This window comes from Streptomyces sp. NPDC052225, from assembly GCF_040679615.1.
In the GTDB taxonomy this organism is placed as follows: domain Bacteria; phylum Actinomycetota; class Actinomycetes; order Streptomycetales; family Streptomycetaceae; genus Streptomyces.
Map to the genome: position 1 here is coordinate 485,521 of NZ_JBFAVD010000002.1, position 25,510 is coordinate 511,030.

The 25,510-nt window shown below is 72.0% G+C and carries 30 protein-coding genes; 12 read left to right on the forward strand and 18 right to left on the reverse strand.

Features of this window, described 5'->3' with window-relative positions; all coding sequences use genetic code 11:
- Window positions 1–17 precede the first annotated feature (17 nt).
- From AB0L37_RS05400 to AB0L37_RS05420, 5 genes are all read right to left on the reverse strand, one after another.
- Window positions 18–908 (reverse strand): oxygenase MpaB family protein, encoded by an 891-nt coding sequence (locus tag AB0L37_RS05400; RefSeq protein WP_365500441.1) that lies wholly within the window; start codon window positions 906–908, stop codon window positions 18–20.
- 41 nt (window positions 909–949) lie between these two features.
- Window positions 950–1,753, reverse strand: coding sequence for a phosphatidate cytidylyltransferase (locus tag AB0L37_RS05405; RefSeq protein ID WP_365500444.1), 804 nt, complete (start codon window positions 1,751–1,753; stop codon window positions 950–952).
- Complete coding sequence (locus tag AB0L37_RS05410; protein WP_365500447.1) at window positions 1,750–3,513, reverse strand: aminotransferase class I/II-fold pyridoxal phosphate-dependent enzyme; 1,764 nt, start codon at window positions 3,511–3,513, stop codon at window positions 1,750–1,752. Before AB0L37_RS05410 ends, AB0L37_RS05405 begins: the two co-directional genes overlap by 4 nt.
- A gap of 122 nt (window positions 3,514–3,635) precedes the next feature.
- Window positions 3,636–4,823, reverse strand: a complete 1,188-nt coding sequence (locus AB0L37_RS05415; protein ID WP_365500449.1) for an acyl-CoA dehydrogenase family protein — start codon at window positions 4,821–4,823, stop codon at window positions 3,636–3,638.
- A 152-nt stretch (window positions 4,824–4,975) separates the two neighbouring features.
- Window positions 4,976–5,404, reverse strand: a complete 429-nt coding sequence (locus tag AB0L37_RS05420; RefSeq protein WP_365500606.1) for a ferredoxin — start codon at window positions 5,402–5,404, stop codon at window positions 4,976–4,978.
- A 225-nt stretch (window positions 5,405–5,629) separates the two neighbouring features.
- Between AB0L37_RS05420 and AB0L37_RS05425 the strand changes: the two genes are divergently transcribed.
- The 3 genes from AB0L37_RS05425 (at window position 5,630) to AB0L37_RS05435 (ending at window position 7,892) form a co-directional block, all read left to right on the forward strand.
- Entirely contained in the window at window positions 5,630–6,526 is an 897-nt protein-coding gene (locus AB0L37_RS05425) for a GNAT family N-acetyltransferase (RefSeq protein WP_365500452.1), read from the forward strand.
- A 9-nt stretch (window positions 6,527–6,535) separates the two neighbouring features.
- Window positions 6,536–6,796 carry a DUF3140 domain-containing protein gene (locus AB0L37_RS05430; RefSeq protein WP_365500455.1) on the forward strand — a complete coding sequence of 87 codons (261 nt, stop codon included), beginning with the start codon at window positions 6,536–6,538 and terminating at the stop codon, window positions 6,794–6,796.
- A gap of 73 nt (window positions 6,797–6,869) precedes the next feature.
- A complete protein-coding gene (locus AB0L37_RS05435) occupies window positions 6,870–7,892 on the forward strand; it encodes an SDR family oxidoreductase (RefSeq protein WP_365500458.1) in 1,023 nt (340 codons plus the stop codon).
- 6 nt (window positions 7,893–7,898) lie between these two features.
- Here the strand turns inward: AB0L37_RS05435 and AB0L37_RS05440 are convergent, their stop codons facing one another.
- Together AB0L37_RS05440 and AB0L37_RS05445 are read right to left on the reverse strand one after the other, a co-directional pair.
- Window positions 7,899–9,056, reverse strand: a complete 1,158-nt coding sequence (locus tag AB0L37_RS05440; RefSeq protein ID WP_365500461.1) for an enolase C-terminal domain-like protein — start codon at window positions 9,054–9,056, stop codon at window positions 7,899–7,901.
- Between the two features lie 13 nt (window positions 9,057–9,069).
- Entirely contained in the window at window positions 9,070–10,038 is a 969-nt protein-coding gene (locus AB0L37_RS05445; RefSeq protein WP_365500464.1) for an LLM class F420-dependent oxidoreductase, read from the reverse strand.
- Between the two features lie 363 nt (window positions 10,039–10,401).
- On the opposite strand from AB0L37_RS05445, the gene AB0L37_RS05450 reads away from it, so the two are divergent.
- Complete coding sequence (locus AB0L37_RS05450) at window positions 10,402–11,352, forward strand: cation diffusion facilitator family transporter (protein ID WP_365500467.1); 951 nt, start codon at window positions 10,402–10,404, stop codon at window positions 11,350–11,352.
- Here the strand turns inward: AB0L37_RS05450 and AB0L37_RS05455 are convergent.
- A complete protein-coding gene (locus AB0L37_RS05455; protein WP_365500470.1) occupies window positions 11,349–13,157 on the reverse strand; it encodes a thiamine pyrophosphate-requiring protein in 1,809 nt (602 codons plus the stop codon). The two genes, AB0L37_RS05450 and AB0L37_RS05455, sit on opposite strands and share 4 nt — an antisense overlap.
- 152 nt (window positions 13,158–13,309) lie before the next feature.
- On the opposite strand from AB0L37_RS05455, the gene AB0L37_RS05460 reads away from it, so the two are divergent.
- From AB0L37_RS05460 to AB0L37_RS05475, 4 genes are all read left to right on the forward strand, one after another.
- On the forward strand, window positions 13,310–13,711 hold the full coding sequence (locus tag AB0L37_RS05460) for a VOC family protein (RefSeq protein ID WP_365500473.1): 402 nt from the start codon (window positions 13,310–13,312) through the stop codon (window positions 13,709–13,711).
- A 158-nt stretch (window positions 13,712–13,869) separates the two neighbouring features.
- On the forward strand, window positions 13,870–14,028 hold the full coding sequence (locus tag AB0L37_RS05465) for a hypothetical protein (protein ID WP_365500476.1): 159 nt from the start codon (window positions 13,870–13,872) through the stop codon (window positions 14,026–14,028).
- 60 nt (window positions 14,029–14,088) lie between these two features.
- Entirely contained in the window at window positions 14,089–14,601 is a 513-nt protein-coding gene (locus AB0L37_RS05470; RefSeq protein WP_365500479.1) for a response regulator, read from the forward strand.
- 112 nt (window positions 14,602–14,713) lie between these two features.
- Window positions 14,714–15,781 carry a hypothetical protein gene (locus AB0L37_RS05475; RefSeq protein ID WP_365500482.1) on the forward strand — a complete coding sequence of 356 codons (1,068 nt, stop codon included), beginning with the start codon at window positions 14,714–14,716 and terminating at the stop codon, window positions 15,779–15,781.
- Between the two features lie 70 nt (window positions 15,782–15,851).
- Here the strand turns inward: AB0L37_RS05475 and AB0L37_RS05480 are convergent, their stop codons facing one another.
- Window positions 15,852–16,493 carry an HdeD family acid-resistance protein gene (locus tag AB0L37_RS05480; RefSeq protein ID WP_365500485.1) on the reverse strand — a complete coding sequence of 214 codons (642 nt, stop codon included), beginning with the start codon at window positions 16,491–16,493 and terminating at the stop codon, window positions 15,852–15,854.
- A 94-nt stretch (window positions 16,494–16,587) separates the two neighbouring features.
- On the opposite strand from AB0L37_RS05480, the gene AB0L37_RS05485 reads away from it, so the two are divergent.
- On the forward strand, window positions 16,588–16,974 hold the full coding sequence (locus AB0L37_RS05485) for a DUF488 family protein (RefSeq protein WP_365500488.1): 387 nt from the start codon (window positions 16,588–16,590) through the stop codon (window positions 16,972–16,974).
- A gap of 6 nt (window positions 16,975–16,980) precedes the next feature.
- On the opposite strand, the gene AB0L37_RS05490 is transcribed toward AB0L37_RS05485, so the two are convergent.
- The 7 genes from AB0L37_RS05490 to AB0L37_RS05520 form a co-directional block, all read right to left on the reverse strand.
- Window positions 16,981–17,343: a helix-turn-helix transcriptional regulator gene (locus AB0L37_RS05490; RefSeq protein ID WP_365500491.1), complete on the reverse strand. Its 363-nt coding sequence runs from the start codon at window positions 17,341–17,343 to the stop codon at window positions 16,981–16,983.
- 73 nt (window positions 17,344–17,416) lie between these two features.
- Window positions 17,417–17,944, reverse strand: coding sequence for a hypothetical protein (locus AB0L37_RS05495; RefSeq protein ID WP_365500494.1), 528 nt, complete (start codon window positions 17,942–17,944; stop codon window positions 17,417–17,419).
- Complete coding sequence (locus tag AB0L37_RS05500) at window positions 17,941–18,516, reverse strand: dihydrofolate reductase family protein (protein WP_365500497.1); 576 nt, start codon at window positions 18,514–18,516, stop codon at window positions 17,941–17,943. Before AB0L37_RS05500 ends, AB0L37_RS05495 begins: the two co-directional genes overlap by 4 nt.
- Before the next feature lie 115 nt (window positions 18,517–18,631).
- A complete protein-coding gene (locus tag AB0L37_RS05505; protein ID WP_365500500.1) occupies window positions 18,632–18,991 on the reverse strand; it encodes a luciferase family protein in 360 nt (119 codons plus the stop codon).
- A gap of 70 nt (window positions 18,992–19,061) precedes the next feature.
- Window positions 19,062–19,823, reverse strand: coding sequence for an SDR family oxidoreductase (locus AB0L37_RS05510; protein ID WP_365500503.1), 762 nt, complete (start codon window positions 19,821–19,823; stop codon window positions 19,062–19,064).
- A complete protein-coding gene (locus AB0L37_RS05515; RefSeq protein WP_365500609.1) occupies window positions 19,820–20,986 on the reverse strand; it encodes an acyl-CoA dehydrogenase family protein in 1,167 nt (388 codons plus the stop codon). Before AB0L37_RS05515 ends, AB0L37_RS05510 begins: the two co-directional genes overlap by 4 nt.
- An 83-nt stretch (window positions 20,987–21,069) precedes the next feature.
- Window positions 21,070–21,702: an HAD family phosphatase gene (locus tag AB0L37_RS05520; RefSeq protein WP_365500506.1), complete on the reverse strand. Its 633-nt coding sequence runs from the start codon at window positions 21,700–21,702 to the stop codon at window positions 21,070–21,072.
- A gap of 156 nt (window positions 21,703–21,858) precedes the next feature.
- Between AB0L37_RS05520 and AB0L37_RS05525 the strand changes: the two genes are divergently transcribed.
- Together AB0L37_RS05525 and AB0L37_RS05530 are read left to right on the forward strand one after the other, a co-directional pair.
- Window positions 21,859–22,800, forward strand: a complete 942-nt coding sequence (locus tag AB0L37_RS05525) for an alpha/beta hydrolase (protein ID WP_365500509.1) — start codon at window positions 21,859–21,861, stop codon at window positions 22,798–22,800.
- 62 nt (window positions 22,801–22,862) lie between these two features.
- Window positions 22,863–23,522, forward strand: coding sequence for a TetR/AcrR family transcriptional regulator (locus AB0L37_RS05530; RefSeq protein ID WP_365500512.1), 660 nt, complete (start codon window positions 22,863–22,865; stop codon window positions 23,520–23,522).
- 6 nt (window positions 23,523–23,528) lie between these two features.
- Here the strand turns inward: AB0L37_RS05530 and AB0L37_RS05535 are convergent, their stop codons facing one another.
- A complete protein-coding gene (locus tag AB0L37_RS05535; RefSeq protein ID WP_365500612.1) occupies window positions 23,529–23,954 on the reverse strand; it encodes a hypothetical protein in 426 nt (141 codons plus the stop codon).
- Window positions 23,955–24,087: 133 nt separating this feature from the next.
- A complete protein-coding gene (locus AB0L37_RS05540; protein WP_365500515.1) occupies window positions 24,088–24,804 on the reverse strand; it encodes a TetR family transcriptional regulator in 717 nt (238 codons plus the stop codon).
- A gap of 105 nt (window positions 24,805–24,909) precedes the next feature.
- Here AB0L37_RS05540 and AB0L37_RS05545 point away from each other — a divergent pair.
- Window positions 24,910–25,510: electron transfer flavoprotein subunit beta/FixA family protein (locus AB0L37_RS05545; RefSeq protein WP_365500518.1), on the forward strand; the 601-nt coding region annotated here is incomplete at its 3' end.

The window sequence follows — 25,510 nt, forward strand, 5'->3', positions numbered from 1 at the left end:
GCTGTCGCCCCCGTCGCCTAAGTGCTGCGCCCCTCCGACTCGTCCAGTATGGCTACCCATCGACCGACTTTGTACGGGGCCGGGCGGGTGTCGGCACCGAGTCTCCCCATCGCCCGGAGGATGTGTTTCGGGGGGAGTTGCCAGCGCACACGGGCGGGGATCGCGCGCAGGGCGGTGCCGGTGGCGCGCAGGCGGCGGGTGGTGACGGCCGGGGCGGGGGCGCGTCGGCCGTACAGCTCGTGGGCGTACGGCGGCAGGGAGGCGTACGCGAGGTCGGCCGCGCGCCGCCACAGTGCCGCGCGTGCCGGGACGAGGAGCGGGTGAGTGGGCGGTCGTTGGAGGAAGTCGTCGACCTCGCGGGCCTCGGGTCCTGCGGCGAGTTCGGGCCGCACCTTCTCGAAGTAGGACGCCAACTCGGCCTGACTGGACGGTACTTCGGTGGGGTCGAGGCCGACGAGGCGGGCGCTGGTGCGGTGTTCGGCGATGTAGCGGTCGGCCTGCGCCTCGGTGAGCCGGAAGCCGGAGCGGCGGGCGACGTGCAGGTAGGAGTCGATCTCGGCGCAGTGCACCCACAGCAGGAGGCCGGGTTCGTCGACGCCGTAGCGCTCCCCCGTGTCCGGATCGGTGGCGTGGAGGTGGCTGTGGATCTTGCGGACGCGGGCGCCGGCCTTCTCGGCGGCGTCCGTGGTGCCGTACGTCGTCGTGCCGACGAAGCTCGCGGTGCGCATGAGGCGGCCCCAGGCGTCGCGCCGGAAGTCGCTGTTCTGCATGACGCCGCGCACAGCACGGGGGTGCAGCGCCTGGAAGTAGAGGGCGCGCACCCCCGCGATCCACATCATGGGGTCGGCGTGCATCTGCCAGGTCACCGAGTCGGGGCCGAAGAGTCCCGGGTCCGCGTCGTCGCGCATGCCGCACCTCCTGGTCGCAGGGTACCTGCGGACCGCACGGTTCAGCCGAGCAGGATCAGCACGGCCAGGGCGCCGAGCAGGGAGTCGATCCGGTCGAGGAGGCCGCCGGAGCCGGGCAGCCAAGTGCCCGTGTCCTTCACGTCCGTTCCGCGCTTGACCATGGATTCGACGAGGTCGCCCGCGGGACCGCCGACCGCGACGGCCACGGCGGTCTGCCAGCTCGCGGCGCCCAGGACGGTGAGCGCGCCGACACCGGCGGCGGCTCCGGCGAGGGTGCCGCTCCAGCGTTTGGCCGGGGAGAGCGGTGACAGGCGCGGTCCGCCGAGCCGGCGTCCGGCGAAGTAGGCCGTGATGTCGGCGACGGACACGGCGACGAACAGGGCGAGTCCGGTGGCCCCGAGCGGTACGAGGGCGGCGAGCACGCTCAGCCAGGCGAGGCCCAGCAGTCCGGAGCCGGCGCGGTGCGGGCCGCGCGCGGCGTCGCCGGACAGCAGCGGGACGGCGGTCAGGGCGACGGCGCCGGCCGCGAAGGCCCGGGGGGTGTGGCCGGGGGCGAGCCAGGCGGTGAGGACGACGCCCGTCACGGCTGCGGCGAGCACCGCGCGGTCGGTGCGCGGCAGGCGCAGGAGCCCGCCGTACTCGGCGGCCGCGATGAGCGCGGCCGCCACGGCGAGGGTGGCGGCGCCGGGCCGGCCGAGCCAGAACGCGCCGGTGATCAGCGGGACGCCGACGGCCCACGCGCACCAGCGGACCATCAGTTCGCGGCGCCGGGACGCGGCCACCCCGGCGCCGGCCACCGCGAGGGCCCCGCCGAGCCAGGGCGCCAAGGCGCCGACGGTGGTCACCGGGCGGCCCCGACGGCCGGTGCGAGCGGGCGCGGCACGGGCGGCAGGAGCGCGTCGAGGGCGGCCTGGCAGGCGGTGACGATGCGTGCGTTCTCGGCGCTCCCCTTGACCGCGATCCGTACCGTGCGCCCCTCGTAGCGGGCGGACAGGGGCGACAGGTCGCGCAGATACACGTCGTGGCGGCGGCACTCCGCCACGAGCTGGGCGGCGCTGGGCCCACCGGCCGGGAGGGTCACGTTCAGGAAGTTCGCGACGCCCTCCTCGACGGTCCAGGAAGAGTCCAACTCGCGCAGATCAGAGGCAAGTTGCGTACGCAGCACGTGCGTGTGCCGCCACCGCTCGGCGTAGTAGACGGGGTCCCGCAGGGCGGCGACGGCGGCCAGTTGAGCGGGGAGGCTGACGGGCCACGGCGGGGTCCAGCGGCGCAGCCGGGCCGCGGTGACGGGTTCGGCGACCAGGTAGGCGGCGCGCATGCCGGAGAGCGCGTACATCTTGGACAGGGAGCTGCACACGACGACGCGGGGCGCGGTCGCGGCGAGTCCCGCGAGGGACTCGGCCGGGTCCACGTATCCGAGATAGGCCTCGTCGATCCACCAGCGGGTCCGCTCCGGGGCGCCGGCGATCACCGCGCACAGGTCGGCGGCGGGCAGGTGGCGGCCGGTCGGATTGTTCGGGTTGACCACGACGACGAGGTCGTACTCCCCCGCGGCGACCGTGGCGGCGAGCCGGTCGGTGTCGATGCGCCAGTCGTCCTCGCGGCGCAGCCCGAACCGGTCGACGCGGCAGCCGATCACCCGCTCGGTGACATGGGCGTACTCGCCGTAGCCGGGGTCCATGAGCAGCACCCGGCTGTCGGGGGTCAGCCACTGGCCGAACGCGCGGAAGATCAGGTCGGAGGATCCCGCCCCGACACAGACGGCTTCGCGCGGCAGTCCCCGGACGGCCGCGATCTCGGCCACCAGGCCCTCGGCGCCGGTCGGCGGTGAGGTCCTGGCCGCCCAGGCCGGGTCGTCGGTGAGGGCGGCGCGCGCGTCGGGGGCGGGCGGGAACCAGGCGTCGAGGACGTCGGCGGCGACGATGCGGTGGCGTCGCTGGAGGGTGCGGAAGTCGGGCCCGATGGCGGTGAAGGAGGCGCCGCCGTGCTCGCAGCCGTCCGGGCGGGGCGCGAACGGCATGTCGAGGCACCAGTCCACCGCGGCCCCGAGGCGTTCCAGCGTGGCGCGGTGCCGGTCCAGGGCGCCGAGTGTCAGCTCCGCCACGTCACCGGTGAGGACCTCGAAGGTGACGGCGCCGCTGCGCACGGTGCGGCCGGCCGGACGCAGGCCCGCCGCCTCGTACATGGCGAGCAGGTCGCTGCGGCCCATGGCCACGACGCGGCGGCCGCCCCGGGAGGCGATCCAGCGCAGGGCGGCGTACATGAGCAGCGGCGCGGCGACGGTGGAGCGGTGGCGGGGCTCGACCGTGAGGATGCGTACCTCGAACAGGTCGGGGTCGGCCAGGAGCGGCAGTTCGTCGCGGGTCAGGTACTTGTCCAGGCCGTAGCGTCCCGCCCACGGCGGGGTGAGGCTGACGAACCCGACGCGGTGCGGGCCGTGCGCGGCGACCAGATAGACATTGTCCCCGTCCAGCCCGTCGCGCAGCCGGCCCGCCGCGTTGGGGGCGTGCTGGCCCAGTTCCTGTGCGTACACCCGGTGGCGCAGCTCGTGGATCCAGTCGAGATCCTCCGCGGTGGCAGCGCGCAGCTGCACGTGACGGCCCATGGTTTCGGTCCTCTTTCGACGGGGCGCGTGGGGGGCCGTCCCATCGTGGGGAACCGGGTGCGCGGGTGTGAGGGCCGCCACACTCAGAGGGTCTGAGTACGGGTACTCAGGCGGGCGGGGCGTCAGCGGCGTACCCGTGGCATCCCGAGTCCGATCCACGAGATGATCTCGCGCTGGATCTCGTTGTTGCCGCCGCCGAAGGTGAAGATGACGGCCGAGCGGTAGCCGCGTTCCAGTTCGCCGTGGAGGACCGTGCCGGCGCTGCCCTCCTTCAACGCGCCCGCCGCGGCGACGACTTCCATGAGCCAGGCGTACGCGTCGCGGCGGGCCTCGGAGCCGTAGACCTTGACGGCGGAGGCGTCCTGCGGGGTGAGGGTGCCTTCCTGGAGGGCGTTCACCATCTGCCAGTTGAGGAGTTTCATCGCGTCGAGCTTGGTGTGGGTCTGAGCGAGGCGCTTTTTGACCCAGCCGAGGTCGATGACGCGGCGCCCGTCGGCGAGCTTGGTCTCCATGGCCCAGCGTTGCACGTCGTGCAGGGCGCGGATCGCCATGGTGCCGTGGGCGGCGAGGGTGACGCGTTCGTGGTTGAGCTGGTTGGTGATCAGGCGCCAGCCCTTGTTCTCCTCACCGACGCGGCGGGAGACGGGGACACGGATGTTCTCGTAGTAGCTCGCGGTGGTGTCGTGCGAGGCGAGGGTGTTGATGACGGTGCAGGAGTAGCCGGGGTCCGACGTCGGGACGAGGAGCATCGTGATGCCCTTGTGGGGCGGGGCGGCTGGATCGTCGAAGGCAGTGCGCACGGCGAGCCAGACCCAGTCGGCGGTGTCGCCGTTGGTCGTCCAGATCTTCTGGCCGTTGACGACGTACGTGTCCCCTTCGCGCACGGCGCGGGTCTTGAGCGCGGCGAGGTCGGTGCCCGCGTCGGGTTCGCTGTAGCCGATCGCGAAGTCCAGCTCGCCGGAGAGGATCTTCGGCAGGAAGTGGTCCTTCTGCTCGTCGGTGCCGAACTGCATGATCGTGGGGCCGACCGTGTTCAGCGCCATCAGCGGCAGCGGGACGCCGGCCTGCGCGGCCTCGTCGAAGAAGATGAACTGCTCCATCGGCGTCAGGCCCCGGCCGCCGTACTCCTTCGGCCAGCCCACCCCGAGCCAGCCGTCCGCGCCGAGGCGGCGCACCGTGTCGCGGTAGAAGCGCTTCTGGGCCGCCGGGTCCTCGTAGCGGGCGTACGCGTTCTCGGGCACGAGGTCGGCGAAGTAGGCGCGCAGCTCGGTGCGCAACTGCTGCTGCTCAGGCGTGTATTCGAGGTGCACGGCCCCTCCTGGCGGTCAACTGGGCGGCGTCGGCGCGCTCTTGAGGCGCGGTCGGACGGCGCACACAGTAGAACCCGTTCCAGAAATAGGGAATGGCCGCGGGCGTGCTCGCTGACGGTTGGTCAGTTGACGCGCCTCGTCGTACGCCCTGTTCAGTCCAGGGCGGCCAGGAACGCGGTGCAGGCGCGGGCACACGCACGGCACTGTTCGGCGCAGGCCGCCGCGTCCGGGACACCGTCGCAGGCGTGCGCGCACTCCAGGGCGACGGCGCGGCACCACTCGACCTGGAGGCGCAGCCCGTACTCGTCCTGGTGCGTCTCCTCCGACAGGAGCCGGCAGGTCGCGTCGCAGACCTCGACGCACAGCAACAGGGAACGCCGCAGCCCCTGGGCGACCCCGGGCGGCCGGGGGATGTCGGCGGCCGTGGGACGGACGGGGCCGTGCACCGCGGCGGTGACGGCGCCGAGTTCGGTGTTGCTCACGAGCAGGGCGCAGCCGCGCGCGCACTCCGTGCAGGCCTGGGCGCACGCGAACCGCTCCTCCAGGAAGCGGACGAGGGCGTCCTTGGGCGGTTCGGTCATGACAGCGTCGTCCGCGCCTCGGGTGTCCTCGGCGGGGAGGTTCGAGGGCTTCGCCAGGGAGGTCACCGGCCCGGCTCCTTTCCAGGGATCGATCGACGCGGAGCCGAGTAGCCCTGTCGCGCACCACCAAACCGGCCGCACCCCATCAATCGATCAATTCCTTTGCGGGCGGCGGCAGATGGCGTTACCTTCGCGGCGCCCCGCCCCTGCCGCCTTGGAGCGCCTTTGCCGAACCCGTCCGCCGCGCCGCGCCTCACGCCGCTCACCGATCTCCAGGCCCCTCCCGGCACCCGCAGGCTCGTCTGGCTCGCGCAGGACGCGGACGGCGCCCCCGTCAGCTCGGCGTTCCTGCGCCTGTTCGACCGCGACGGGCAGCGGCACCTGGCCGAGCTCGATCTGCGCGTGCATCGGGCGCAGCGGCGCGCGGGCGTCGGCACGTGCCTCCTGGAGGCCGCGGTCGAGGCGGCCCGCGAGGACGGCCGGCGGTCGGTGCTCGCGCCGGCGGACGGCGGCTCGCCCGGTGAACTCTTCCTGTCCGCGCGGAAGTTCCGCCGGGTGCTGCGGATGACGTACGCGCGTCTGGTGCTGGCCGACGCGGACACCGAGGCGCTCATGACGGAGGCCGGGCGGCCGCGGCCGGGCTACCGGCTCACGGAGTGGACCGGCACGGTCCCCGACGAGCTGGCCGAGTCGTTCACGGCGTCGCGCCGGGCCATGGACGACATGCCGATGGACGACGCCGACTACGGGAAGGTCGCGTGGGACGTGGAGCGGGTGCGGTCCGTCGCCGAGGCGGTGGCGAACCGCGGCGACCTGCTGCACACAGTGGCGGCGGTCGACGAGCGCGACGGCTCCGTCGCCGGCTTCACGGAGCTGGTCGTGCCGGGCGGCGGCACCGGTGACGGACAGCACTACGGCACGGGCGTGCTGCCGGAGCACCGCGGTCACGGCCTCGCCCACTGGATGAAGGCGCACCAGATCCTGCTGGTCCGCGAGCGCCATCCGGCGCTGACCGGCCTGCTGGCGGACACGGCCGCCGGCAACGTGCCGATGCGCACGGTCAACGACGCGCTGGGCTACGTACCGACGCATCAGTCCTGCGAGTTCCAGCTGGACCTCTGAAACCTGTCGGTGCATGGGCGGGCTGCGGACGGGTACCGGCCCCGGACGGGGACGCCGCACGAAGGAGCATCGGGCAGCACGGCGGGCCGCCATGTCCTGGCGATCCTGCGCAAGCGGCGCACCGATCTGACCGCGGACGACGTGCGCCTGATGCGCAAGGTCGTCGAGCGGGTCGCGGAGCTGACCGGCCGGGCCCCGCAGCCCGGCCCGAAGGCGACCGTCACCCGGCACCGGCTGATGTCACTGGGCCACGATCCGCTCAAGCCGTGAGGCGCGGGCGGCGGGCCCCGGCGCTTCGGGGCCCCTGCCGTTACGCGTCCGGGCGCCCGGGTACCCGCGCCGCATGACGAAGAGGCCGCTGACCAGGACGAGGACCGTGGTGGTGACGGGGGCGAGCGGGGGTGTGGGCCGCGCCGTCGCCCGGGAGTTCGCGGGGCAAGGGTGCCGGGTCGCGCTGCTGGCGCGCGGGCGGGCCGGGCTCGACGCCGTGGCTCGGGAGGTACGGGATCTGGGCGGGCAGCCGCTGGCCGTGCCGGTGGACGTCGCCGACGCGAAGGCCGTGGAGGACGCCGCCGCCGAGGTCGAGGAGCGGCTCGGCCCCATCGACGTCTGGGTGAACAACGCGTTCGCCGGGGTCTTCGCGCCGTTCGTCGACATCACGCCCGACGAGTTCCGGCGGGTGACCGAGGTGACGTATCTCGGCTACGTGTACGGCACCCGGGCGGCGCTGCGCCGGATGCTGCCGCGCGACAGCGGAACCGTCGTCCAGGTCGGCTCGGCGCTCGCCTACCGGGGCATCCCGCTGCAATCCGCGTACTGCGGCGCCAAGCACGCCATCCAGGGCTTCAACGAGTCGCTGCGCTGCGAGCTGCTGCACTCGGGCACCCGGGTGCGCACCACGATGGTGCAGCTCCCGGCGGTCAACACCCCTCAGTTCGACTGGGTGTTGGACCGGCTGCCGGGCCGGGCGCGGCCCGTGCCGCCGGTGTACCAGCCCGAGGTGGCGGCACGCGCGATCGCGCACGCGGCTCGGCACGGGCGGCGGCGGGAGTACTGGGTGGGCGGCTCCACGGTGGCGACGCTGGTCGCCAACGCCGTGGTGCCCGCGGCGCTGGAGCGGTATCTGGGGCGCACGGGGTTCGCTTCGCAGATGGACGACGGGGTGCCGGGGGCCGGGAACCTCTGGGCGCCGGCCGACGGGGCCGGGGGCCGGGACTTCGGGGCTCGGGGGCGGTTCTCCGGCGAGGCCCACGGGCGGAGTGTGCAGGGAGTCGCGTCCCGATGGCGCAACCGGGCCGCAGGCGTCGCCCTCGGGGGTGTGCTGGCCGGCTGGTGGCTGAGGTCGCGCGGCGCTGCCCGGACCTGATGGGCATCAGGCGACCCGGTACTCCTCGATCTCCTCGCCCCGCAGCTCCAGGCCGTGGCCGGGGCCGTTGCGGCCCGGGGTGATCGTGCCGCCCGTCGGGTCCAGGACCCCGCCGAAGAACATCGACTCGATGCGGACGTGGTCGTGGAACCACTCGACGTGGCGCAGGTTCGGGACGCACGCGGCGACGTCCGCGTGGGCGTGGGGGGCGCAGTGGGCCGAGATCTCCAGGCCGTGCGCCTGGGCCAGGGCCGCCGCGCGCAGGAACTCCGTGATGCCGCCGCAGCGGGTGACGTCGACCTGGAGGCAGTCGACGGCGCCCGCGCCGATCATGCGGGCGAAGTACGGCAGGTCGTAGCCGTACTCGCCGGCCGTCACGTCGCACACCAGCGCGTCGCGGACCAGCCGCAGGCCGCTCAGGTCGTCGGAGGAGACGGGCTCCTCGAACCAGCCGACGCCGGCGGCCACGAGGGCCTCGCCGATCCGGACGGCCTGTTTGCGGTTGTAGCCGCCGTTGGCGTCGACGTACAACTCGGCGCGAGGGCCGATGACTTGGCGGGCGTGCCGGACGCGTTGCAGATCGCGGGTGGCGGCCCGGCCCCAGGACTCACCGATCTTGATCTTGACGCGCGGGATGTGCTGCCCGTGCACCCAGCCGCTGAGCTGCGCGGCCAGGTGTGTGTCGTGGTATGTGGTGAAGCCGCCGCTGCCGTACACGGGGACGCGGTCGCGGCTCGCGCCGAGGAGGCGGACGAGCGGGAGGTCCATGAGGCGGGCCTTGAGGTCCCACAGGGCGATGTCGACGGCGGAGATCGCGCAGGAGACGATGCCCGGGCGGCCGGCGTTGCGGACCGCGCGGCTCATCCGGGCGTGCGCGGCGGGGATGTCGAAGGTGTCGAACCCCTCGACGAGCGGGGCCAGTTGGTGGCGTACGACATCGGTGGCGGCGGGGGGCGCGTAGCTCCAGCCGGTGCCGGTGACGCCGCCGGCGCGCAGCTCGACGACGACGGCCGTGGTGGTGTCCCAGGCGAGGGTGGCGTCGGCCTCGGGGGCGTCGGTGGGCACGGTGTAGGCGCAGACGTCGAGGCGTTCGACGGGCAGGCACGGGCTGCCGGGCGGGGCGGGGGACGCGGGGTGCGCGGGGGTCGCCGGCTCTGCGGTCATGTCGGCGGCCGGGTCACCGGGACGGGCCGTTCTTGAGCTGCGGGAGCACCTTCGTACGGTAGAAGTCGAAGAACTCCCGCTGGTCCGGGCCGATCTGGCTGACGTAGGCGCGGTCGAAGCCGGCGTCGGTGAAGGCGCTGAGCGCGGCGACGTGGTCCTCGGGGTCGGGTCCGCACGGCACCTGCTCGGCGACCATCTCCTCGGTGACGAGTGTCGAGGCCTGCTCGAAGTGGCGAGGCGTGGGCAGGACCTGGCCGAGTTCACCGGGCAGCAGCTGGTTGGCCCACAGGCCGTGCACGCGGCGCACGGCGGCGTCGCGGTCGGGTCCGTAGCAGACCTTGACCCCGCCGCTGACGGGCTTGGCCCCGCCGCCGCCCTTGCGGAACTGGGTGACCAGCTCCTCGTCGGGGGCCATGGTGATGTAGCCGTCGCCGATCCGGGCCGCGAGCGCGGTGGCCTGCGGGCCGAAGCCGGAGATGTCGATCGGCACGGGCTCGTCGGGGAGCGTGTAGATACGGGCGTTCTCCACGGTGTAGTGCTCGCCGTGGTGGGTGACCTCCTTGCCCTCCAGGAGGCGCCGGATCACGGCGACGGCCTCTTCGAGCATCTCCATGCGCACGTGCGCGGCCGGCCAGTGGTCGCCGAGGATGTGCTCGTTGAGGGCTTCGCCCGTGCCGATGCCGAACCGGAAGCGGCCGTCCAGGAGGACGGCGCTGGTGGCGACGGCCTGGGCCAGGACTGCCGGGTGGATCCGGACGGTCGGGCAGGTGACGGCCGTCTCGACCGGCAGGGACACCGCTTCGGCGAGGGCGCCGATGACGGACCAGACGAAGGGGCTCTGGCCCTGGGCGTCGTTCCAGGGGTGGTAGTGGTCGGAGATCCACAGGCAGTCGAAGCCCGCCTGCTCCGCCATCCGGGCCTGCTCGACGAGGTCGTGCGGCCCGAACTCCTCCGACGCCAGGAAGTAGCCGTACTCGGCCATGTGCTCCTCCAAAGGGTGTGGGCGGGCCCGGGCGGGCCGGGTACCCGCGTCCGTGCGGGGAAACCCCGCACCGACCGCAGCCCGTGAGTGCCGAATTTCCCCCGGAGGCGATTCAGAGCGTTTCGGTGGCGGGTTTACCGGTACCGGGGCCGGTTACTCACCCACCGGTACCGGCGCGACCTCGATCCGCCGGCGGTCGTCCCGTGTATCACGAATCCGAGCAGCCACACGACCAGCACCGCAAGGGCCACCCGCCACAGGAGTTTCACGGCAGAACCCGCACCGGAATTACGTCCTCGGAATGACCGGGTACTTCCCGGGCCCGAATTTCCCTTCCTTTCCCTGAATACACAGAGAGTCGATGTGAGCCCACAGCAGAACGAGAAATCGAAGAACGCGGCCGCGGAGGACCGGAAAACGCGTCTGACCGTTCTGGTCGCTCTCGGCGCGAATCTGGTCATCGCCGCGGCGAAGGCGGTCGGCGGTCTGATAGCCGGGTCGCCCGCTCTGCTGTCCGAGGCGGCCCACTCGGTGGCCGACAGCCTCAACGAGGTGTTCCTGCTGGCGGCGCTGCGCCGCAGCCGGCGCCCGGCCGACCGCAAGCACCCCTTCGGCTACGGCAAGGAGCGGTTCTTCTGGTCGCTGCTCGCCGCGGTCGGCATCTTCGTGATGGGCGGCTGCTTCTCGTTCTTCCAGGCGTTCGAGGCGCTGGCGTCGGGCGGCGGCGAGGAGTCGCGTACGGGATACGTCGTCGGGCTCGCGGTGCTCGGGGTCGCCCTGATCGCCGAGGGCAGTTCCCTGGCGCGGGCCGTCCACCAGGTGCGCGCGCAGCCCGGCGACGGGATCGGCTCGGATCCGGCGCTGCGTACGGTGCTCGCGGAGGACGGCACGGCGGTGGTCGGGGTGCTGGTCGCCGCGGCCGGCATGGTCCTTCACATGGTGACGGGCCGCATCGAGTGGGAGGCGGCGGCGTCCTTCACCATCGGGCTGCTCCTGGTGTTCATCGCCTACCACCTCGGCAAGGACGCCCGCGACCAGCTGATCGGCGAGGCCGTCTCGCCCGAGCTGCACCGCGGGATCCGTGAACTCCTGGACGCCCAGCCGGAGATCGACTGCGTGGCGGCGCTGCACACGATGCGGCTCGGTATGGACTCGACACTCGTCGCGGCCCGGATCGACCTGACGCCGGGCATCGAGAGCGAGCGTCTGGAGCTGGTCAGCGAGCGCATCAAACGCGCCGTCCAGGAGAACTGGCCCGAGGCGGACCAGGTCTTCCTGGACGTGGTGAACGCGCCGAACCGCGTGGGGAGTTAGCTCTCGCCGTCCTTGGCGTCCTTGCTGCCGGGGAAGAGCTCCTGCATCTTCGCCTTGAACCCCTGCTTGACCACGTCGGTGCGCTGCGGGTCGCCCTTGAGGATCGCCTCGGCGGTGGACTCCATCTGCTCCCAGGTCGCGTGCGGCGGGATCGGCGGTACGGACGGGTCCGTCACGAAGTCGACGACGGCGGGCCCGTCGGCGGCGAGCGCGGCGCGCCAGGCGTCGGCGACGTCGTCGGGCTTCTCGACGCGGATGCCGGTGAGGCCCAACTGCCGGGCGAAGGCGGCGTAGTCGACGTCGGGGAGCTCCTGCGACGGCAGGAACGACGGCGAGCCGCCCATCGCCCGCAGCTCCCAGGTGACCTGGTTCAGATCGCGGTTGTTGAGGACGCCGACGACGAGCCGCCGGTCGCTCCAGCGGTGCTGGTACTTGGCGGCGGTGATCAGTTCGGCGAGCCCGTTCATCTGCATGGCGCCGTCGCCGACGAGCGCGACGACGGGCCGGTCCGGGTGCGCGTACTTGGCGCCGATCGCGTACGGGACGCCGCAGCCCATCGTGGCGAGCGTGCCGGACAGGGAGCCGCGCATGGTGCCGCGCATACGGATGTGCCGGGCGTACCAGTTGGCGGCGGACCCGGAGTCGGAGGTGAGGATCACGTCGTCGGGCAGCTGCGGGTCGAGGGCGCGCACCACGTGCTCGGGGTTGATCGGATCGGCGCTCAACTCGGCGCGCCGGTCCATGATCCGGTGCCAGCGCGAGACGCTCGCGCAGATCTCGTCGTGCCATTCGCGGCCTTCGTTGCGGCGCAGCAGCGGCAGGAGCCGGCGCAGGGTGGCGCGCGCGTCGCCGACGAGGTTCACCTCGTACGGGTACCGCATGCCGATCATGTGCGGGTCGATGTCGATCTGGACGGCGCGCGCCTTGCCGAACTCGGGCAGGAACTGCGCGTACGGGAAGCTCGATCCGATGGTCAGCAGGGTGTCGCAGTCGCGCATCATCTCGTACGAGGGGCGGGTGCCGAGCAGGCCCGTCGCGCCGGTCACGTACGGGAGCTCGTCGGACAGGACGTCCTTGCCGAGCAGCGCCTTGGCGACGCCGGCGCCGAGCAGTTCGGCGACCTGGCAGACCTCGTCCCTGGCTCCGGCGGCGCCCTGGCCGACGAGCATGGCCACCTTGTCCCCGGAGTTGAGGACGTCGGCGGCGCGCTCCAGTGCCTCCTGCGCGGGCTCGGCCGTCCACGCGCTGCGGTCGAGGCTGGAGGGCACCATCTTGAACGCGTGCGGGGGCGGCGTGTGGTCGAGTTCCTGTACGTCGCCGGGGACGATCACGGCGGTGGGGGCGCGGCGCGCGTAGGCGGTGCGCACGGCGCGGTCGAGGACGTTGGGCAGCTGCTCGGGGACGGTGACGGTCTCCACGAAGTCGGAGGCGACGTCCTTGAACAGCGTGTGCAGGTCGACCTCCTGCTGGTACGAGCCGCCCATGGCGCTGCGCGCGGTCTGCCCGACGATCGCCAGGACGGGAACGTGGTCGAGCTTGGCGTCGTAGAGGCCGTTGAGGAGGTGGATCGCGCCGGGTCCCGACGTGGCCACGCACACGCCGAGCCGGCCGCTGAACTTGGCGTAGCCGACCGCTTCGAAGGCGGCCATCTCCTCATGCCGCGCCTGGACGAACTCGGGCTGGTTCTCGGCCCTGCCCCAGGCGGCGAGCAGACCGTTGATGCCGTCGCCCGGATAGCCGAAGACCTGCTCCACGCCCCAGGCGCGCAGCCGGCTGAGGATGTGATCGGCGACCTTGGTGCTCATGCCGGGACCTTTCGGTTGCGTCGGGTTCGCGTCGTGCGGGGCGGGTGACCAGCCAGGGGCCCGGGAAACCCGGCCCGGGTTGGCGCCCCCCGCGCGGGGTACCCGGCGAGCGCGGCGAGGGCCGCGGACCGAGCGCGGCGACAGGAGGGGCGATGAGCCTGGTACAGGCGGGTGTGCTGGTGCTGGACTGCGCGGAACCGGAGGAGCTGGCCGAGTTCTACCGCGCGCTGCTCGACGGCGAGATCTCCTCGAGCCCCGGGAGCAACCGCATCGACGTCGTCGGGGAGCACGGCACCCGGATGGCGTTCCGCCGCGACCTGAACGCCGCGCCGGCCAGCTGGCCGCGCCCGGACGACTCGCAACAGGCCCACCTCGACTTCCTCGTGGCGAAGGAGGACATGGACGAGGTGGAGCGCCAGATCATCGGGATGGGCGCGCGCCCGCTGGAGACGCGCGGCGCCCGCGGCCCGAACGAGACGCGGGTGTACTCCGATCCGGCCGGGCACCCGTTCGCGGTGCACTGCGCGAAGCAGCCCGCGCCGAAGGTCAATTGACCGCGGGATCGCCGCGGAGCGACGCCCTCATCCCCGTACACAAAGACCCGCGTATACAAAGATCCGCCTATGCAGGATCCGCGCATGCAAGAAAAAGTCGTCTACAAAACTGTCTACCGGCCCTTTCCGATCGGAATCGGCCGAAGCGAGGTCTGATCATGAACACCACGGCGCACTCCCCGCACCCCGCCGAGACCAAGCGCGAGGTCAAGGGCCGCATACGCACCTGCCGCCCGGCGCGACGCGACGGAGCCGAGTCGTCCGGTACGGACACCGAGCGGGATCCTGACTGGAATCTGGTGCGCGGAGAGGATTGAGAGCCCCTTCCCCCCTCCGTGTTCCGGCATATGCTGTCGGTGCCGACGAGGGGAGGGACGATGGCGATATCCACCGCCGCACGGCCGAAAATCCTGGTCGTCGACGACCGCGCCGACACGCTGTTCGCGATGGAGAGCGCGCTCGCCCCGCTCGGTTATCCCCTGGACCGCGCGAGCAACGGCGACGACGCCCTCAAGGCGGTGCTGCGCGGCGGCGTCGCGGTCGTCCTGCTCGACGTGCTGATGCCGGACGTGAGCGGCTTCGAGGTGGCTCATTACATGGCCCGCCTGGAGCTCACCCAGGACATACCGATCATGATGATCACCGGCGCGGGCCAGGACCCGACCCTCGCCACCCGCGCCTTCGAACTCGGCGTGGCCGACTTCGTCGTCAAGCCCGTCGAGCCCTGGGTGATGCGGACCAAGGTCCGCTACCTGTACGAGACGAGCCGGCGCCTGCACAGCCTGCGCGAGCGGCTTCGCGCCTACGAGAGCGGCGGCGCCCCGGAGCATCCGGAGCACGGCGCGGCGGCGCCGGAGATCGCCGGCCACCCGCTCTCCCGCCCCGCCTGACGCTCCCCCGCCCGGCCCGGGTGTCCATGGTCACAGCGCGAGGGGCCCTTCTGCCCGCCATGTGGTTGTAGAGTACAACCGAGTAAGAGTTGTATAAGCCAACTCATGAACCATGGCCAACCCTGACCCCCTGGAGGACCCGCTCATGCCGGGCAACGCCGCGCTGCGCCACGTACTGACCCTGATGCTCACGCCGCTCCTGATGTGCGTGGGCATGGGCTTCGCGTACCTCGGCGCCTTCGCGGCGCCCGAGCCCCACCATCTGCCGGTCGCGATCGTGGGCACGGGTCCGGAGGCGAAGGTCTTCGCGCAGACCGTGAAGGACAAGGCCGGCGACGCCCTGGACGTGCGCACCCTCGACGACCGCTCCGCCGCGATCGACCAGCTCGAGACGCGGGACATCGACGGCGCGTACGTGCTCGGCGGCAAGGCGCCCGAGCTGATCGTGGCGAGCGCCGGCTCCGACACCACCGTCTCCGCCGTGCAGAAGATCTTCACGCCGGTCGCGGCCCAGGAGGGTGCGCCGCTGACGGTGACGGACGTCGTGCCGACGGTCGACGACGACCCGACGGGCCAGGGCCTGTTCTTCCTGCTCGTGGCGGTCAGCATCGGCTCGTACGCCTCGGTCGCGGTGATCGGCGGCGCGGGCGGCGTCCTGCGGATGCGTACGCGGGCGCTGCTCGTCGTCGGCGCCTCCGGCGTGGTCAGCCTGATCGGCGCCGCGTTCGCCGGCCCCGTCTTCCACCTCGTCCACCAGCACCTGTGGGGCCTGTGGGGCATGACCTGGCTGTACTCGGCGGGCATCCTCGCGATCGGTGTCGGCCTGCACACGTTCCTGAAGAAGTGGACGACGCTCGGCGTCATGGTCCTGTTCGTGATGCTGAACTTCACCAGCTCCGGCGGGATCTTCCGGCCCGAGTTGCAGAACGGCTTCTTCGGTGGGCTGCACGCGTTCTGGAACGGCGCGGGCTTCGTCGAAGGCGCCCGCAGCCTCGTCTACTTCGGCAGCCACGACCTGGCGCGCAACGTCTGGACGCTCGTCGCCTGGCTGGCCGTGGGCGCGCTCGCGCTCGCGGCCGCCGGACTGAGCGAGCGGCGCAGGGCGCTCGCCGGGAAGCCGCTGCCGGTGGAGACGCCGGAGGAGGCCGAGGAGGAGATGGAGGAGGCCGTCGCCGTCTGACCGCTCCTCCATGAGCTCACAGGGGTGTGCCCCCGCGCCGGTCGGCGCGGGGGCACACCCCTGCATACGGTCACACGCCGCTCGGCAGGTCCTTCGCGTGGCGGCGCAGCATGAACGCCTCGACGATCTCCACGACGCCCATCGCGACCAGCCAGCAGCCGCCGACGAGGGTGAGCACGGCGACCGACTCGAACGGCGAGACCATCAGGACGACACCGGCGACGGCACTGACGATGCCGAGGAAGACCTGCCAGCCGCGAGCCGGCATGGCCGGGTCGGAGATGGCCGCCGCGGTCTGCGTGATGCCCCGGAACAGCCAGCCGATGCCGATCCACAGGGCGAGCAGCAGGATCGACTGGGTGGCGCCGCGGAAGCAGAACAGGCCCAGCATGATCGAGACGGCGCCGCTGATGAAGGCCATCACCCGCAGGCCCGTGGTCACATGGGTGCCGAACGCCGTGACCAGCTGGAAGACGCCGCTCACCAGCAGGTAGACGCCGAACAGGATCCCGGCCGCCCACAGCGAGGCGCCGGGCCAGGCGAGGACGAGCACGCCGAGGATCAGCGAGGCGACACCCGCGAGCAGCACCGCCTGCCAGGCGGCGTTCGCGAGCCGGCCGAGCGGTCCGTCGGCGCGCTGCGGCGGCTCGTCCCGACCGGTCTCACCGGTCGGCCGGTGCGGGGTCTGCGGGTCGTGCGGTGCTTGGGTCATGTCCGACTTTTCGCATCGCCCGCAGGCGCCCGCCAGCGGGCCGGGGCCGAACGAGTGACCGTCACGACACGGGACGAAGCAGCACAATGAACGCATGACTGCACATCAGCGGCCCCGCCCCTGCACGGTGCGCCGGGTCTACGATCCGCCCGCCCCGGCCGACGGCACACGCCTGCTCGTCGACCGGCTGTGGCCGCGCGGCATCTCCAAGGAACGGGCCGCCGTCGACGAGTGGCTCAAGGACATCGCGCCGTCGAAGGAGTTGCGCACCTGGTACCACGAGGACCGCGAGGGCCGTTACGACGCCTTCGCCGAGCGCTACCGCGCGGAGCTGGCCGAGTCGGCCCGCGCCGCCCAGGTCGACCACGTACGGGACCTGGCGCGGCGGGGCCCGGTGACGCTGGTGACGTCGGTGAAGGACGTCGAGCACAGCCATGTGCCGGTCCTGGTGCGCCACTTGGCGCAGGGCGACGGCGGCTGAGCGGGGTCAGGCCGCGAGGCAGACCGTGCCGCGCCCGACGCCGCGGTTGCCCGCCGCACCTCCCCGCACGACGGAGAGGGTGCTGCGCACCGGCGCCGCCCGCGTCAACTCGCCCTGGGCCAGCGTCAGTACGTCGACCAGGCCGAGCCCGAGCGCCCCGGCCGCGGCGGCGAGCATCTCCGACGAGGCCTCCTTGCGGCCTCGCTCCACCTCGGAGAGGTAGGGCATGGAGATCCCGGCGACGTCGGCCACGTCCTGCAACGTCCGGCCCTGCGCGCGGCGTTGGCGGCGCAGCACATCTCCGACGACGTGCCGCCACAGCGGCTCCTGCGCGACGCGACGGGCCGTGGGCCTCTCCTGGTTGCTCATCGGCCCAGCGTAGAGGCCGGGGCTTCGACGCGGCCCGGGGTTCACCCAGGGCGATATCCGCGCGCCCCGGGTCCTACTTGATGAGCGCGTTGGCGACGACGACGAACACGCCGAGCAGCGCGTCCCCGCATCCGATGCGCAGCGCCGACGGCCAGGTCCTGCCGCCCGCGCGGGCGGCGAGCAGACCCCAGGTGAACAGCAGCACCACATTGACCGTGAACGCGATGTACTCGACACCGTCCGACGCCCACCAGCCGAGGCCCGCGCCGAGCAGGAGCAGCGCCGTCGGCGCGGTCGCGACCAGCAGGGGCCACTCCTCGAAGAGCACGCGCAGCGCGGCGAGCACGCCGTGGTGGGTCTGGTCGCCGCGGCGGGCGATGAGGTGGGCGTAGCCGTGCGCGAGGGCGGAGGCGAGGGCCGTGATGAGCAGCCAGGCCGTGTCGTAGAGCCGGTCGGAGCGGGAGGACGCCCCGTAGCGGGTCAGTGCGGCGACCATCGAGCTGGCCAGGACGGCGCCGTAGACACCGCCGAACAGGACCTGCGGGCGCGCCGCGTAGTCGCCCACGGCGCGGCAGCCGGCCGCCACGCGGCGTCGTCTCACGCCTGGTCCCAGGAGTGGCGCAGCAGGACGACCCCGTTGCCGAAGGTGCGGGTCTCGACGAGGCGCAGGGTGCGCGGGTCGAAGCCGGAGACGGGGAAGGTCTGCCGTCCGGCGCCGACGAGGACGGGGTGCACATAGATGCGGGACTCGTCGACGAGGCCGTGCTCGATGAACGTGGCGGCGAGGTCGGCGCCACCGAGGCACAGGTCGCCGCCGGGCAGTTCCTTGAGCGCGCGGATCGCCTCCGGGGACACCTCGGGCATCACGGTGGTGTGCCAGGGGGCGGGCCCGGGTTCCAGCGTCCGGGAGAACACGATCTTCGGCATGTCCCGCCAGATGCCCGCAAACTCGGCCTCCACCGGTGTGGACTCGGGTTTCTCGTCGGCGGTGGGCCAGTAGGCGGCCATCAGCTCGTGGGTGACACGGCCGTCGAGGAAGCCACCCATCGTGCGGATCACGTCGTTCATGTGCTGGTGCAGTTCGTCGTCGACCAGGTGCCAGTCGATCTCGCGTCCTGGCCCCTCCATGTAGCCGTCCAGGGACACGGACATCATCAGGACGATCTTCCGCATGTCGGCCTCGTCTCTCGTCTCGGCTGCCGCTCGGGCGTCCGGGGAGCCCGCAGGCACCAGACTGCACGGGCCGCTGCCGGGCTGCCACGGAAGCGCCGCTGATCGCCGCCGTCCGCTACGAGGCCCGGGGGCGCTCCCAGTCGCACGGCGGGGACGGGCAGGCGTGGGCGTCGTGTTCCTTCAGGGCGACGCTGACGAGGCTCAGCAGAAGGTGGACGTCCGTGTCGCACTCCAGGAGCACGGTGATCCAGGAGGCGCCCGGCTGCACCCGGATCGCGCTGTTGTGGCGCAGCTGGGGCAGCAGCCGCTGCACCGCCTCCGACGTCAGGTAGAGGTCGGCGCTGTCGTCGGCGTGGAAGTGGACGAGTTCGTGGCCCGCCGAGGCGAAGGCGTGCCCAACAGAGCACCGGGGCGGGCCACTCACCAGGTTCGGCCATGTCCCGAGTTCGGTCATGGCGCGCTGGGCCGCGGTCATGCCTCCATCCTCGCGCACGCTTCACCCGGAGGACCACCCCCGTCAACCCCCGCTTGTCGGCGGGGAGTCGTCACAGCGGTCCCGAACCGAGCAGCTGTCCTCCGTCGACGACCAGGGTCTCCCCCGTGATCCAGCGGGCGCCGTCCCCGGCGAGGAACGCGACGGCCTCGCCGATGTCGTCCGGTTCACCGATGCGCCCGAGCGGCGTCGCCCCGGCCACCCGCTCCTCGTCCTCCCGCCACAGCGCCTCGGCGAGGCGGGTGCGCACGACGCCGGGCGCGATGGCGTTCACCCGTACCGACGGGGCGAGTTCCAGGGCGAGTTGCCTGGTGAGGTGGATGAGGGCCGCTTTGGACACGTGGTAGATGCCGACGTCCTTCGCGACCGACAGGCCGCCGATGGAGGCGGTGTTGACGACGGCGCCGCCGTGCTCCCCCATCCAGGCCCGCACCGCGAGGGACGTCCACAGGATCGGCGCCCACAGGTTGACGTCCATCGTCTTGGCGAAGCGGGCGTGGTCCTGGTCGATGACGGGGCCGTGGGCGGGGTTGGTCCCGGCGTTGTTGACGAGGATGTCCAGGCGTCCGTACGTCTCGACGGTGAAGTCGACGCAGGCGCGGGCGGCGTCCTCGTCGGTGGCGTGGGCGCCGAACCCCACCACGCCGTCGCCGAGTTGACGCGCGGCCTCCTTGGCGCGGTCCTCGTCGCGCGAGGTGACGACGACGCGGGCGCCCCGGTCACGAAGGGCGCCGGCGGCCGCGAGGCCGATGCCCCGCGACGCGCCGGTGACCACGGCGACCTTCCCCTCCAACGAGTTCTGCGCGGAGGTCACCGCTCGCCCCGCTCGGTCTCGCGGCGGCGCAGCTCGCGCCGGGCGATGGTGCGCTTGTGCACCTCGTCGGGGCCGTCGGCCAGACGCAGGGTGCGCAGATGCGCGTACATGCTCGCCAGCGGGAAGTCGTCGGAGACGCCGGCGCCGCCGTGCACCTGGATGGCGCGGTCGACGACCTTCAGCGCGACCTCGGGGGCGGCGACCTTGATGGCGGCGATCTCGGTGCGGGCCTGCTTGTTGCCGACGGTGTCCATCAGGTGGGCGGCCTTGAGCGTGAGCAGCCGCGCCATGTCGATCTCGATGCGGGCCTCGGCGATCCAGTCCTGGATGTTGGCGCGGTCGGCGACGGGGGCGCCGAAGGTGGTGCGGGACTGCGCGCGGTCGATCATCAGGTCAAGGGCGCGCTCGGCCATGCCGACGGCGCGCATGCAGTGGTGGATGCGGCCGGGGCCGAGCCGCGCCTGGCTGATCATGAAGCCGTCGCCCTCGCCCGCGAGCAGGGCGGTGACCGGGACGCGCACGTTCTCGAAGAGCACCTCGGCGTGGCCCTCGCGGTCCTGGTACCCGAAGACGGGCAGTCCCCGCAGGAGTGTGACGCCGGGGGTGTCGAGCGGCACGACCATCATCGACTGCTGGCGGAAGGCCGGCCCGTCCGGGTCGGTCTTCCCCATGACGATGAGGACCTTGCAGTTCGGGTGCAGGGCGTTGGACGTCCACCATTTGCGGCCGTTGAGGACGTAGTCGTCGCCGTCGCGCTCCATGCGCAGCTGGATGTTGCTCGCGTCCGAACTGGCCACCGCGGGCTCGGTCATGGCGAACGCGGAGGCGATCTCCCCGTCGAGCAGCGGCCTGAGCCACTTCTCCTTGTGCTCCTCGGTCCCGAAGAGGGTGAGTACTTCCATGTTGCCGGTGTCGGGCGCGTTGCAGTTGGTCGCCTCGGGCGCCAAGTGGGCGCTGCGGCCCATGATTTCGGCGAGCGGCGCGTATTCGAGGTTGGTCAGTCCCGGGCCCCACTCGGGGTGCGGGTGGAAGAGGTTCCACAGGCCGCGCTTCTTCGCCTCGGTCTTGAGCTCCTCGATGACCGGCGGGTGGAAGTGCGGATCGCCGGACTCGGCCATCTGCGCGGCGTACACCGCCTCGGCGGGGTAGATGTGCTCGTCCATGAAGGCGAGCAGCTTGGTCTGGTACTCCTTGGCCCTGTCGGACAGCTCGTACACGGTTCCTCCCACGGTGGTGTCGTACGGGTTCACAGGCCGGACGTCAGGAGTCGGGCCAGCTCCGCCTCGGTGGTGGCGGCGTCGCGGTGGACGACACCGGCGATGCCGAGCCGGGCCGCGGACGCGATGTTCTGCTCCAAGTCGTCGACCATGACGGTCCGTTCGGGTGCGACGCCGAGTCGTTCGCAGGCGATGGCGTAGGCGCGCCGCGAGGGCTTGCGCACGCCGATCTCGCCGGAGACGGTGACGGCGTCGAACAGGGCGGGCAGGTCGAAACCCGCGTAGCAGTCGTCGCCGAGCGAGTTCGACAGGAGGCCGACACGGTAGCCGTCGGCGCGGAGCTTCGCCACGAGGGCGAGCGCGGCGGGGTCGGGCCGCATGTGGGCCTGGAGACGCCCGAGCAGCCCTGGCCCGTCGGCGGCGACGCCGTGCGCCCGCAGCCGCGCCGCGAACCCGTCCTCGAACTCCCGCTGTCCGATGCGCCCCTCCTCGTGCGCCACGAGGAGGGAGCTGCTCTCCGCGTCCTTGGACAGCAGGCGCAGCAACTGCCCTGGCTCGGCGCCGAGTTCGCGGCCCAGTTCATCGAAGGCGTCGACCACGCTCGTGGTGAGCACGCCGCCGAAGTCGAAGAGGACGGCGCCGCGCGCGGCGGTCTCGGTCATGGCAGGAGCCTCCGGGGGTAGCGGTGCGGCACACCGTACTTGAATCCGGGTTCAGGTTCAATGGATGTGGGGCCCCTGCCGCGACGAGGTCCGGCACGGTAGATTCGAATCCAACGTCAGGTTCAAGAAGCTGGATTCATCGGCGGGAGTTCGCACATGACCGCACATCGTCCGATCGCCGCGTGGGAACAGGTCACGGCGCGGGACGTCGCGACCAACGGGATCACGCTGCGCGTCTTCGAGCACGGCCCGCAGGACACGGACAAGCCGCTGGTCGTGCTCTGCCACGGCTTCCCCGAGCTGGCCTTCTCGTGGCGGCACCAGATCCGCGCGCTGGCCGCCGCCGGCTACCGGGTCCTCGCGCCCGACATGCGCGGCTTCGGCGGGAGTTCACGGCCGGCGGACGTGGACGCGTACGACATGCCGACGGTCTGCGCGGATCTCGCGGGATTGCTCGACGACGCCGGCGCGGACGACGCGGTGTTCGTGGGGCACGACTGGGGTGCGTCGGTCGTGTGGCACATGGCGTGGCTCCACCCGGAGCGGGTGCGGGCCGTGGCGGGGATGAGCGTGCCGGTGACGCCCCGCTCCCCCGTGCCGCCACTGTCGACCCTGCGGCGGCGCCTGGGCGACGACTTCTACATCGTGTGGTTCCAGGAGCCCGGCGTCGCCGACCGGGAACTCGCCCGGAACGTGCGCAGGACGCTGGTCTCGCGCGAGGTCTGGACGGCACAGTGGGCGGCGCGCCCCGACGAGGACCTGAAACCGCCGCGTTGGCTCAGCGAGGACGAACTCGCCTATTACGTCGAGGCGTTCGAGGAGACCGGGTTCACCGGCGGCCTCAACTACTACCGGAACCTGGACCGCACCTGGGAGCGCACCGAGCACCTCCGGGGCCGGACCATCGACTGCCCGTCCCTGTTCGTCATCGGGTCGAAGGATCCGGTCGGCCGGTTCACGCCGACGGAGAAGCTGGGGCAGGTCCTCACCGATCTGCGCGGGCACCTCGTCCTCGACGGGGCGGGCCACTGGATCCAGCAGGAGCGGGCCGAGGAGGTCAACGACGCTCTGCTCGACTTCCTCGCGGGTGTCGGCTGATACGATCCGCAGCCCCGATGGGGCCCCGCTGAGGGTTCAAGCACTACGAAGGACGGACCGCGTTGGCTGCCCAGGCCCCGGCCGCTGACGGCGGCCAGAAGCAACCGATCACCCCCCGCAGCGCGCGCGGCCACCGGACGCGCGGCGCCCTGGTCGCCGCGGCCCGCGAGGTCTTCGAGCGCGACGGCTATCTCGACGCCCGGATCACGGACATCTCGAAGGCGGCGCATGTCGCGTCGGGCTCGTTCTACACGTACTTCAACAGCAAGGAAGAGATCTTCCAGGCGCTCGTCGAGCAGGTGCAGGAGGAGATGCTCCACCCGCACCTGCGCGAGCGCACCGGGATCACCGACCCGCGCGAGCTCATCGACGCGTCGAACCGCGAGTACCTGCGCTCGTACAAGAAGAACGCCCGGCTGATGGCGCTGTTCGAGCAAGTCGCCCAGGTCGACGAACAGTTCAAGCAATTGCGCATCGAGCGGGGCAACGCGTTCGCGCGCCGCAACGCCAAGCTGATCCGCTCCCTCCAGGAGAGCGGCCTCGCGGACCCGACCCTGGACCCGCTCGTGACGGCACACGCCCTGTCGGTGATGGTGAGCCGCATGGCGTACATGGTGTTCGTCCTCGGTCAGCGCATCCCGTTCGAGCGGCTCGTGACGACGCTCAACAGGATCTGGGAGAACGGGTTGCAGCTCACGGAGTCCTCAGAAGGTCAGAAGTGACGGAGTTCAGAAGTGACGGCGGAAGTCGTCGTCGTCCTCGACCACGTCGCTGAGCTCGAAGAGCACTTCGCCGGAGTCGGCCGAGGCAGCCGAGGAACCCGCGGCGCCCGCCGAATCCGCGCGCACGGACCGCACGGTGGCGCCCACCCACACCAGGTTGGGCGCCGTGCCCACGACCCGGCACGGCACGACGAAGCCCTCGGGAAAGCGGACCAGCGATTCGTTGCGGGCGACACCGGTGCCGCGGTGGACCACACGGGACTGGACCACGATGCCCGGCCCCTCGCTGTACTGCGTCTCCAGGTCGCTCGCCGCGCAGACCGGGCAGAGCAGCCGCCGGAACGACGCCGTCGCGCACCAGCGGCAGCGCTGATAGGCGAATCCCGCTTCGGCTTCCCTCGGCGCCATGACGCCGAACCCGCTCATGGCCATCTCCGTCATTGTCGGCCTCCCCGCGCTCGCCCGGTGTGCGTCGGGCTGCGGCCACGACGCCTCCGTCAGCGTATGGCACTCAGTGCCGCGACGTAAAGACACTCAGTACCCTCTTTTGGGCCCCGGAGCCCGATCAGTCGTCGCGCAGCGCCGATTCGACCTGCTGGATGACCCGCCACATCGGGGCACCCTTGGGCGCGACCATGACGACGACCTCCTCGTCGGGGCCGCCGGCGGCGGGCCGCTGGGCCGCGCCTCCCCACACCTGTCGTACGAGGGCCAGCGCGTCGTCGACGGCCACCTCCGCGTCGCCTTCGCCGCCCGAACGCAGCCAGGAGCGCAGGCCGTTGTTGTGCGCGGCCACCACGGAAGCGGCGACGACCTCCGCGCGCAGCGCGCCGTCCGGCTCGCTCGCCCAGCGGCGGCGGAGATAGCCGGCGAGGGTGCGTTCGTAGCGCCGCACGACCGACAACTCGTACGTGCGAAGGCCGGGCACCTCACGGGTCAACCGGTAGCGCTGGACGGAGAATTCGGGGTTCGCGGCGTACATGCGCAGGACGATCCGCGCCCCGTCGCAGACCACGTCGACGGCGTCGCGCTCGTCGCTCGCGGCGTCGAGGAACGCGGTCATGTCGGCCACGCAGCTCTCGTGATCGGGGAAGACCGCGTCCTCCTTGGAGGGGAAGTACCGGAAGAACGAGCGCCGCCCCACCCCGGCCCGGGCCACGATGTCGTCCACCGTCGTCCGCTCGAAGCCGCGCTCCAGATACAGCTGGAACGCCGCCTCGGCCAGCACCTCCCGCATGGGTGCCTTCTTCGGTGAACCGTTGACCTCACGCGCCTCGCTCATGCCGGGAACGTAACACCGCGCCACCCGTTTTGGCACTACGTACCTTTACAGAGGGAACTGAGTGCCATACGTTAACCCGCACAGGACTGAGTGAGGAGAGCCGGCGTGAGCTTGAGGATCGTTGTCACCGTGAAGTACGTGCCGGACGCGACGGGGGACCGGCATTTCGCCGATGACCTGACGGTGGACCGTGACGATGTGGACGGTCTGCTGTCGGAGCTGGACGAGTACGCGGTGGAGCAGGCGCTGCAGATCTCGGAGAACTCCGATGACGATGTGGAGATCACCGTGCTGACGGTGGGTCCGGAGGACGCGAAGGACGCGCTGCGCAAGGCGTTGTCGATGGGTGCGGACAAGGCGATTCACGTCGAGGACGACGATCTGCACGGCACGGACGCGATCGGTACGTCGCTGGTGCTGGCGAAGGCGATCGAGAAGGCCGGCTTCGATCTGGTGGTCTCGGGCATGGCGTCCACGGACGGCACGGCGGGCATTGTGCCGGCGCTGGTCGCCGAGCGTCTGGGTGTGCCGCAGGTGACGCTGCTCTCCGAGGTCGCGGTCGCGGATGGCAAGGTCACGGGCCGTCGGGACGGGGATGCCGCCTCGGAGCAGTTGGAGGCGGCGCTGCCGGCGGTGGTGTCGGTGACCGACCAGTCGGGTGAGGCGCGCTACCCGTCGTTCAAGGGGATCATGGCGGCGAAGAAGA